This window comes from Bradyrhizobium sp. SHOUNA76, assembly GCF_023006445.1.
GTDB lineage: Bacteria > Pseudomonadota > Alphaproteobacteria > Rhizobiales > Xanthobacteraceae > Bradyrhizobium.
The window spans coordinates 1-9,236 of the sequence record NZ_JALBHA010000239.1 but is presented as its reverse complement, the minus strand read 5'-3'; the positions used below and the strand labels follow the sequence as shown (position 1 = coordinate 9,236).

At 65.5% G+C, this 9,236-nt stretch carries 10 protein-coding genes; 2 read left to right on the top strand and 8 right to left on the bottom strand.

The window, feature by feature from the left end; all coding sequences use genetic code 11:
- The coding region (locus MOV74_RS22465) for a magnesium chelatase domain-containing protein (RefSeq protein ID WP_309486828.1) at positions 1-144 on the bottom strand (144 nt) is incomplete at its 3' end.
- Between the two features lie 228 nt (positions 145-372).
- On the opposite strand from MOV74_RS22465, the gene MOV74_RS22460 reads away from it, so the two are divergent.
- Positions 373-618: a PilZ domain-containing protein gene (locus MOV74_RS22460; RefSeq protein ID WP_007598461.1), complete on the top strand. Its 246-nt coding sequence runs from the start codon at positions 373-375 to the stop codon at positions 616-618.
- Positions 619-698: 80 nt separating this feature from the next.
- Positions 699-1,472 carry a tetratricopeptide repeat protein gene (locus tag MOV74_RS22455; RefSeq protein WP_246926968.1) on the top strand — a complete coding sequence of 258 codons (774 nt, stop codon included), beginning with the start codon at positions 699-701 and terminating at the stop codon, positions 1,470-1,472.
- A 78-nt stretch (positions 1,473-1,550) separates the two neighbouring features.
- Here MOV74_RS22455 and MOV74_RS22450 read toward each other — a convergent pair whose 3' ends face one another.
- From MOV74_RS22450 to rsmI, 7 genes are all read right to left on the bottom strand, one after another.
- Positions 1,551-2,840, bottom strand: coding sequence for an AAA family ATPase (locus tag MOV74_RS22450; RefSeq protein WP_246926966.1), 1,290 nt, complete (start codon positions 2,838-2,840; stop codon positions 1,551-1,553).
- Positions 2,837-3,571 carry a CpaD family pilus assembly protein gene (locus MOV74_RS22445; RefSeq protein WP_246926962.1) on the bottom strand — a complete coding sequence of 245 codons (735 nt, stop codon included), beginning with the start codon at positions 3,569-3,571 and terminating at the stop codon, positions 2,837-2,839. Before MOV74_RS22445 ends, MOV74_RS22450 begins: the two co-directional genes overlap by 4 nt.
- A 46-nt stretch (positions 3,572-3,617) precedes the next feature.
- Positions 3,618-5,135 carry a type II and III secretion system protein family protein gene (locus tag MOV74_RS22440; RefSeq protein ID WP_246926959.1) on the bottom strand — a complete coding sequence of 506 codons (1,518 nt, stop codon included), beginning with the start codon at positions 5,133-5,135 and terminating at the stop codon, positions 3,618-3,620.
- Between the two features lie 13 nt (positions 5,136-5,148).
- Complete coding sequence (gene cpaB, locus MOV74_RS22435; RefSeq protein ID WP_246926956.1) at positions 5,149-5,955, bottom strand: Flp pilus assembly protein CpaB; 807 nt, start codon at positions 5,953-5,955, stop codon at positions 5,149-5,151.
- Positions 5,956-6,411: 456 nt separating this feature from the next.
- Entirely contained in the window at positions 6,412-7,356 is a 945-nt protein-coding gene (gshB, locus tag MOV74_RS22430) for a glutathione synthase (protein ID WP_246926943.1), read from the bottom strand.
- A gap of 10 nt (positions 7,357-7,366) precedes the next feature.
- Entirely contained in the window at positions 7,367-7,768 is a 402-nt protein-coding gene (locus MOV74_RS22425) for a YraN family protein (RefSeq protein ID WP_246926941.1), read from the bottom strand.
- The gene (rsmI, locus tag MOV74_RS22420) at positions 7,755-8,705 is read right to left on the bottom strand and encodes a 16S rRNA (cytidine(1402)-2'-O)-methyltransferase (protein WP_246926939.1); all 951 of its coding nucleotides are present in this window, start codon (positions 8,703-8,705) and stop codon (positions 7,755-7,757) included. The genes MOV74_RS22425 and rsmI overlap by 14 nt, the downstream gene beginning before the upstream one ends.
- Between the last annotated feature and the right edge of the window lie 531 nt (positions 8,706-9,236).

Here is a 9,236-nt window from a genome sequence, read left to right as displayed (position 1 = left end):
CACCCGCTCGCGCGCCTCCGACACCGCCTTGTCCGGAAGGCCGACGATGGCGAAGGCCGGCAGGCCGGGCGCCACCTGTACCTGCACGTCGACCGCGCGGGCCTCGATCCCCTCAAAGGCGACGGTAGAAACCCGCTGAACCATGCTCAAACCAGCCTGCCCCTCTCGCACAATTAGGGGTAGCAGAGCCCGGCGCTCTCCGCAAGAACAATACGGGAACGATCCCCGGAGGGTCGACGAAGCCTAACCGTTCGTAAACGCCAAGCCGACACTACGCCTCGAATGCCGGCTTCTGTCCTCAGCACATTCCAACGAATGTCCGCTACTCCTAGGGCTGCGGGATGGGCCGTGGTCAACGGGTGAACAATTCAAATGCTAGCAAATCGCCGGAGAAGCGAACGTCGGATGTGCACCCGGCTCGCCAAGATCCATTTTGGCGCGGGGTCGCTGCCGCGGGACTGCACGATCACCGATATCTCGGATGGCGGTGTGAAAGTGGTGGCGGAATTTTTGGAAGTGCCGCCGCAATTCACCATCATCTTCGCGCCCGACTATTCCCGGCAATGCCGCCTGCGCTGGCGCATCGGCTGCGAGTTCGGCGCCGAATTCACCGACTAGGGTCCTTGGGAAGCGCGTCCTTAACGGGACTTTAGCGTTAATCGGTAAGCATCTCTGATCAGTTGCCGAGTGATCAGAGTATGTCCAAGCGTTCGTCCCTCGCCTTTCCTGCGGCGAGATTGCTGCTTCCCGCCCTCCTGGTGCTCACCCTCGGCGGTTGCCAGACCGCCGGCATCGAGGACGTGACCGGCGCGCTCGGCGTCAGATCGGAAACGGCTGTTAAGGCCGACCCCACGCCGGACATGGACGCTTTGCGCGAGCGTTATCGCGCCAAGCCAGGTGATCCCGACATTGCGCTCGCCTACGGCAAGGCGCTGCGCGAGAGCGGCCAGCGCGCGCAGGCGGTCGCGGTGATGGAGCAGGCCGTGCTCGGTCATTCCAGCAACAAGGCGCTGCTCGCCGGCTATGGCCGAGCGCTCGCCGACAACGGTAATTTCCAGCAGGCCTTCGACGTCCTCGGCCGCGCGCATTCGCCTGAGGATCCCGATTGGCGCATCCTGTCGGCGCAGGGCGCGGCGCTCGATCAGCTCGGCCGCAACGAGGAAGCGCAGCAATATTACGCCGCGGCGTTGAAGATCGTGCCGAACGAGCCGACCGTGCTGTCCAATCTCGGCCTGTCCTATATGCTGCAAAACAATCTGTCGAAGGCCGAACAGGTGCTCGGCCGCGCTTATCAGCGCAATCAGAACGATGCGCGGGTCCGCGCCAATCTGGCGCTCGTGCTGGGATTGCAAGGCCGCGAGGCCGAGGCCGAAATCCTCGTGAAGGCCGATCTGCCGCCCGATCAGGCCGCCGCAAAGGTCACTGCGCTGCGGCAGCTGCTGGCGAAGAAGCAGCAACGGGCGGACAAATAGCCCACGCGCATAGATCCTCTTCTGATGCGTTTTCCTGACGCGAACCGATATCCACTTCGCCCGAAAAGGCCTCAGGCCCTACGACGCCTTGCGATGCGGGGCTGATCCGCGCCCAGGCCTGCCCTTCAGCTTCTTCAGCAGCGGCGCGAGCAACGAGCGCTTCGGCTTCTTCACCTCGCCGCGGCCGGCGAGACGGTTCGCCATGTTCTGAAACAGCTCGGTGGTGCGGTGATTCTTGGAGACTTCCGCGATCATCTGGCCGTTATTGGCCGCAGTCGAAAACAGTTTCGAATCGAACGGGATCACCGCGATCGGCTGGCTCTCCATGGTCTTGGCGAACGCCTTGACCTCGATCTCCGCGCGCTTGTGCATGCCGACCTGGTTGAGGCAGTACAGCGGCGGCCGGTCGTTCGGTCGCGCTGCTTTCAGCACGCTCAGCATGTTCTTGGTGTTGCGCAGATTGGCGAGATCGGGCTCGGCGACGATTACGATGTCGTCGGCATTCACCAGCGCGCGCCGCGTCCAGCCGGACCATTGGTGCGGGACGTCGAGCACGATGCAGGGGGTGGTCATGCGTAGCGTGTCGAATATGGCGTCGAAGGCTTCGGCGCCGAAATCGTAGACGCGGTCGAGGCTGGCAGGCGCAGCGAGGAGGCTGAGGCGCTCGGTGCATTTGGAGAGCAGGCGCTCCATCAGCGCCGTGTCCGGGCGGTCCTGCGACAGCACTGCGTTGGCGATGCCCTGCACCGGGTCCTGGTTGTAATCGAGGCCCGCGGTGCCGAAGGCGAGGTCGAGGTCGATGACGACCGAATCGAGCGAAAGGTCGCGGGCGATGGTCCAGGCCACGTTGTGCGCCACGGTGGAAGCGCCGACGCCGCCCTTGGCGCCGACCACCGCGATGACGCGGCCGGTGATGATGGCCTCGGAGGCCGAGAACAGGCTGCAGATCGAGCGGACGACGTCGAGCGTTTCGACCGGTCCGACCACATAATCGTTGACGCCTCGGCGCACCAGCTCGCGATAGGGCGCGGTGTCGTTGGGATTGCCGATCACGACCACGCGCGTGCCGGGGTCGCAGACGCCGGCGAGGTCGTCCAATCCCTCGAGGATGTCGCGCGTGCCGTCGGATTCGATCACGATCACGTTCGGCGTCGGCATCGTCTCATAGACTTCGATCGCTGCGGCAAGGCCGCCGTCCTTGGCGGTGAGATGCGCCTTGGCGAGCCGGCGGTCCTGCCCCGCCGCGGTCACCGCGGCGAGCGTCTTCTCGGTCTCGCAAAAGGCCTGCACCGAGATGCGAGGAACCGGCGCAATGTGTTCCTCGGGGTGCTGCGGATCGTCCGCGTCTTCGTCGTGGAGGCGTGTCATTTGCCGGTATCGCTGAGTTTGGCCTTGTCGGAGTCGGGTGAGGGGGTCGCGATCGGCGTGCCCTTGCGGTAACGTTCGAAAGCGATGTCGCGTCGCGCGGTATAGGCGGGGGTCTCGGCGCGCGGCTGCTCGAGATCGGCGGGGTTGTCGATCATCGCCGCAAGATTGCGCTGGCTGGCGCAGCCCAGGTTGAAATAGGGCCGGTTCTCGTTGTAGCCGGGATCGAGGATGTTGGGTCCGACGTCCTCCGGCCACAGCCCGCAGGGGCCGGCGACCGCGGCAATCCTGGAATAGCTCAGACGGATGGTGGGCAGCAGCCCGGGATCTTCAGGGCGATAGGGATGCTGAACGATGGCCCGCGACGGCACGCCGCCGGATGCGAGCACGGATCGGATCTCGCGATAGGTCGCGGCCGCCGCGCGCGAATTCGCGCTGTCGACGGGGACGTCGACGACGACGGAGCCGGTGCCTTCGCGCACCCAGTCCCTTGCGATGCCCGCGACGTCCGAATGCTGCGCGGCCGAGAGGCCACCCCTCGCCTTGCCGACGAAGATCACGATCGACTTCTTGCCTTCCTGGACCGCGATCGGATGACGCTGGCGATAGTCGGTCGGCACCGTCTGGGTGACGATCTCGCCGGTGGTGTTGCAGGCGCCCAGCATGACGGAGAGGCCCGTCAGTGCCAGCGCGATCCTTAAGCTGCGACGTCGATCGGCTGATGTTGTCGTCATCGTCCCCTCTAGCCCCGTTTCTTGTCCGGTCCCCAAACCGTCCGTCTCAGTCGATGATGAAGCCGAAATCACCCGGCGTGCCGGCGATCGGATCGACACGGCGCGCGATGCCGTAGAGACGGTTCATGCGGCCGAGCAGCGCCGACTGCGCGTCCGAGGCCGGCGCGAAGCCGTCGTCGGGCCGTGCCAGTTCTTTCTGGGCGACCGCGCGCACCACATAGGGTGTCACGATCACCATCAGCTCGGTCTCGTTGTTGACGAAGTCCTGGCTGCGGAACAGCGCGCCGATGATCGGCACCTGGTCGACGCCGGGCAGGCCGTTGATGGCCTGCTTGGTCTTCTGCTGGATCAGGCCGGCCATCGCCATCGAGCCGCCCGAGGGAATTTCCAGCGTGGTCTCCGCGCGGCGGGTCTGGATCGAGGGGATGGTGATCGAGTTGCTCGAGTTCGAGGACACCGCCTGCGTCAGCGTGATCGCGTTCGTATTCGACAGCTCCGAGACCTCGGTCATCACGCGCAGGCTGATGCGGCCTTCTGCGAGCACGACCGGAGTGAAGTTCAGGGAGATGCCGAACTTCTTGTAGGTGACCTGGGTGGTACAGACGTGGGTGACGGGATCGCAGGAATAGCCTGCGGGAATCGGGAATTCGCCGCCGGCGATGAAGGTGGCGGATTCGCCTGAGATCGCGGTCAGGCTCGGCTCGGCGAGCGTGCGCATGACGCCGGCGCTTTCCATCGCGCGCATGGTGGCGCTGACGGTGGCGAAGCCCTTGGCGAGGCCGGCGACGCCGAGCCCGTTGCTGCCGACGATCGGTCCGCCCGAGACCGAGAACGGATTGGAATTGTTGAAATTCACCACCGCCGTGCCGGCATTCAGGCTGGCGCTGAGATCGACGCCAAGCTGCTTGACGATGTCGCGGCGCACTTCGCCGACGACGACCTTGAGCATCACCTGATCGCGGCCGCGCACGACGATGTTGTTGACGACCTTGTCCGAACCGCCGACCAGCTTGGCGGCGACGTCGCCGGCCTGCTGTGCCTCGACCGGGCTCGACACCGATCCGGTCAGCATCACGCTGTCGCCGACGCCTTCGATCTGCACGCCGGGCAGGGACTGGCGAAGGGCCGCGCGCATGCCGTTGAGATCGCGCTTGACCGCGATGTCATAGGCGGCGACCTGCTGGCCGTCGGCGGTGAAGAACACGACGTTGGTCTGGCCGACCTGGCCGCCGATGATATAGGCGCGCTGGGCCGAGCGGATGACCGCATTGGCGATCTTGGGATCGGCCACCAGCACGTCCTTGACCTCGCGGGGCAGGTCGATGACGACGGATTTGCCCACGCCAAGCGAGAGAAAACGCGACCTCGCGGGCGCGATCGTCGCGACCGACGATACCTCGAGGTCCGGAGCCTGCATCGGCGCCTGGTCACCGACCGGCGCATCCGCGGCGCTGACGCAGTCGGGGGCTGCGAGCAGCCCCAGCATCAGCATCGTCCCCGCCAAGAACGAGCGTGCGCGCTTCCCCCGAATGCGCAGGCCCGTCCGATCATCCCCGTCCTTCATGCTTTCCCCACCATCACTTCTGTGACGTCAATTGCCGCGCCTGCACCCCGTAGCGGATCACGTTGACGCCGTCGGAACGCTTGGCCGCCTGTTCCTCGACCGGACTCTCCACGGCCTTGGCATCGACGATGCTCCGCAGCGCGAGCTGGAGCGTGCCGCCCTGGCGCGCGGCCGACAGCGTGGCGACCTGGTCGGGCTTGAGCTCGAGCGTGACGGTCTTGCCGATCACGGCGTTCTGGCCGTCTTTTTCCTTCGGCGCCTGGTCGATCGCGAGCACGCGGATGTTGCTCAGGATGACCTCGGACAGGATGAGGTCGTTGCCGCCGCTGGCGCCATCGGGATTCTTCAGGCGACGGGTCAGGACGATGTCGACGTGGTCGTTCGGCAGAATGAAGCCGCCGGCGGCGGTCTCGGCTGAAATCTCGGTAGAGACGGCGCGCATGCCCGACGGCAGGATAGCGGCCATGAATCCGGAGCCTTCGGCCTTGACCAGCTTCTGCTCGCGGATCGGCTCGCCCTGCATCAAGGGGACGCGCGCGATCGAGCCGGCGATCTGCGTTTGGGCTTCGGGCCTGTTGTCACGGCGGATGAAGGCGCTGCTCGCAGTCGCCGCCGGCCAGGTCTGCCATTGCAGATCTTCGGGCTTGAGCGCCTGGCCGAGCTGGATATCGTTCTTGGCGATGAGGACTTCGACCGTCGGCAGCTTCTCGGCGACAGGCACAGCGGGCGCGGGCGCATTCTGATAGCCGCTCGCCAGATACGCAGCGACGCCGCCGGCGGCCAGCGCGATGACGAGAACGACGATGCGTGCGGTGTTCATACGCTTTTACTCATACGCGGGGCACTCGAACCGCATCTGGCGTGTTCCCCCGTGCCGATGAGTAGGGAGTAAAAGTATAAGGGGTGTTGCGAGGCCGAACGCGATGACCAGCCACGATGCTGGTTCTCGGCAGATGGTGAACGCGGCGTTATTCCGTCGGCCAGCGGCCCCGTAGTTTCACCCAGTGCGCGGTGCGCGCGTGGACGCGGCGCATCATGGTGAATGGGTGGTTAGTGATGGGTGGTGCGAGCGTGCCAAGCAACTGCGATGACAGTCGCAGTCCGTCATCCTGAGGTGCGAGTGGCGCGATGCAAAGCATCGCGCCGGGAGCCTCGAAGGATGCGTGGCCCCGATGCTTCCGCGCTGCGATCAGCTGGGCCGTCGCCCTTCGAGAGCCGCTGAAGAAGCGGCCACCTCAGGGTGACGGTGATGGAGCGAGTTAAAGGCGATAGGCGGCTACTTCTTCCGCTTCTGCTCGATGACGTCCCAGACCTTCGCCGCAACGTCGGGGCCGCCGAGCTTTGCAATGGCGCGGATACCCGTGGGCGATGTCACGTTGATCTCGGTGAGGTTGCCATTGATGACGTCGATGCCGACGAACAACAGGCCGCGCTCGCGCAAGGCCGGGCCGACCGTGGCGCAGATTTCGCGTTCGCGCGGCGTGAGCTCGGTCTCCTGCGCCGCGCCGCCGCGCACCATGTTGGAGCGGAGGTCATCGGCGGCCGGCACGCGGTTCACCGCGCCCGCGAACTCGCCGTTGACCAGGATGATGCGCTTGTCGCCGTGCTTCACCTCGGGGATGAACTGCTGGATCACCCACGGCTCCCTGAACGTCACCGAGAACATGTCGAACAGCGAGCCGAAATTCATGTCCTGCGGCATCACGCGGAACACCGCCGCGCCGCCATGGCCGTGCAGCGGCTTCATCACGACGGCACCATGCTTGTCGCGAAACGCGTTGATCTCATCTAAGTCGCGCGAGATCAGCGTCGGCGGCATCAGCTGCGGGAAGTTCATCACGAACAGCTTTTCCGGCGCGTTGCGCACCGAGGCGGGATCGTTGACGACAAGCGTCTTCGGATGGATGCGCTCGAGCATGTGCGTCGAGGTGATGTAGGCGAGATCGAAGGGCGGATCCTGGCGCAGCAGCACCACGTCGAAGCCGTTCAGCGCCTCGCGCTTCGGCTCGCCGAGGGTGAAATGATTGCCGGGCTCGTCGCGCACGGTCAGGAGCTGGACGGGAGCCACGATCTCCTCACCGACCATCGAGAGCTTGTCGGGCGTGTAATAGGACAGGCCATGGCCGCGCTTCTGCGCCTCCAGGAGCAGCGCAAAGGTGGAATCGCCCTTGATGTTGATGCGGGCGATGGGGTCCATCTGGACGGCGACGTTCAGTTTCATGGTCTGCCTTTCAGGTCGAGGCGTCGAATGCCGCCAACACATGGCGCGGAAGTGAGCGCGGCGCAATCAGCATGGCGTCGAATCGCAATTCGAATTCGGCATGCTCGGGATGCGCTACGAGCCAGCCTTGCGCGGCGTCGATGATGCGCTGCTGCTGGCGCGGCGTCACGGCGAAGGCGGCATCGTCCAGCGTCGCCCGCGCCTTGACCTCGACGAACGCGATCAGATTGCGGCGGCGCGCCACGATGTCGATCTCGCCATGCGCCGTGCGGTAGCGCTTTGCGAGGATGCGATAGCCCTTCGCCATGAGATAGGCGGCGGCACGGCTCTCGGCCGAGATGCCGGTGTGGAATGCGGCAACGCGCTCGGGCGAGGCGATCTTTGGTTCCCTCGGGATCTCAGGCTTCGCCATCGCCGCCCCGCGAATCTTTTGCGAGCTCGAGTGCGCGGGCATAGATCTCGCGGCGCGGCCGTCCCGAGAGCGCGACCGCATGCGCAACGGCATCCTTTACGCTGTGCCTGGCAAGCTGCTCGCGCAAGAGACCGTCCAGCGCAGCCGGCGTCAGCACCTCGGAGTCGGCCGCCGGCGGAGCGATCACCAGCACGAATTCGCCGCGCGTTTCCAGCGCATCAGCATCGCGCGCGAGCTCGGCCAGCTTCGCGCGCGAAATCTCCTCATGCAGCTTCGTCAGTTCGCGGCAGATCGCGGCCTCGCGCGTGCCCATGATCTCGGCGAGTTCAGTGAGCGTATCCTGCACCCGGTTGCCGGATTCAAACATCACCAGCGTCGCATCGATGCGGGCGAGCTCGGCAAGGCGCGCGCGGCGCGCGGCGGATTTCGCCGGCAAAAAACCCTCGAAGAAGAAGCGGTCGGTCGGCAGCGCCGCCACCGACAAAGCGGCGAGCACCGAGGACGGGCCCGGCAGCGCGTACACTGCATGGCCGGCAGCACAGACCTCGCGCACCAGCTTGAAGCCGGGATCGGAGATCAGCGGCGTGCCGGCGTCGGACACCAGCGCGATCGAGCCGCCCCGTCCCAGCGCCTCCAGGATCTTTGGCCGCGCGGCTTCCGCATTGTGCTCGTGATATTGCTTGAGCGTTGCTGCGATGGCGTAGCGCTCGGTCAGGCGCCGTGTGATGCGGGTGTCCTCGCAGGCGATGACGTCGACCCCGGCGAGGGTCTGGAGCGCCCGCAGCGTGATGTCGCCGAGATTGCCGATAGGGGTCGCGACCAGATGCAGGCCCGCAGCCGCCTTCGGCGCCGCGAGCCGATGGGCATCGATGGAGAAACCGCGCGAGGCGGCGTCTTGAGCTTCAGGCGTATTTATCGGGGCCGGCTTTGCGCGCATAATGAAGTCAACTTAGGCACGATCCGCAGGGCTGGGAACCGGCTCCTGGAAAAAGATCGCGCCGAGGTGAGGGGTGAGGAACGGACGGGAATGTGATCGATCAGGATCACGTCGAGAGGGAGTGAGGGCCCTCGCGCCATATTCGCGACGGAAACACCGCCTTGATGCTGCGTAAGCGACGGCGAACAGTTGCCGGGACGGAAAGGCGGCCGCGTTAAGCGGCCATTATCCTTTTGTTTCGGTTAACTATTTGCCGACAATATGCCTGAATCCGCGGCTTGTGTCGTGGAAAGAATGTGATGACCGGCCGGCGAGAAGGCGGGTCAGAAGAGAAGCTGCCATGGTGGGCCCGCGTTATCCAAAGTCTCCCGTTCCGGGGCCCCGATCGTCGGGGGCGACCCGAAGGAGCGCGCTCGGCCTGTTGCTCGGGGCACCCCTGCTGTCGGCCTGCGCCGGCGTGCAGCAGAGTCTGAGCCAGTTCTCCAACCCGTTCAGCAGCTCCTCCGCGCCGCCGGCCCAGCCGGCCGGCCC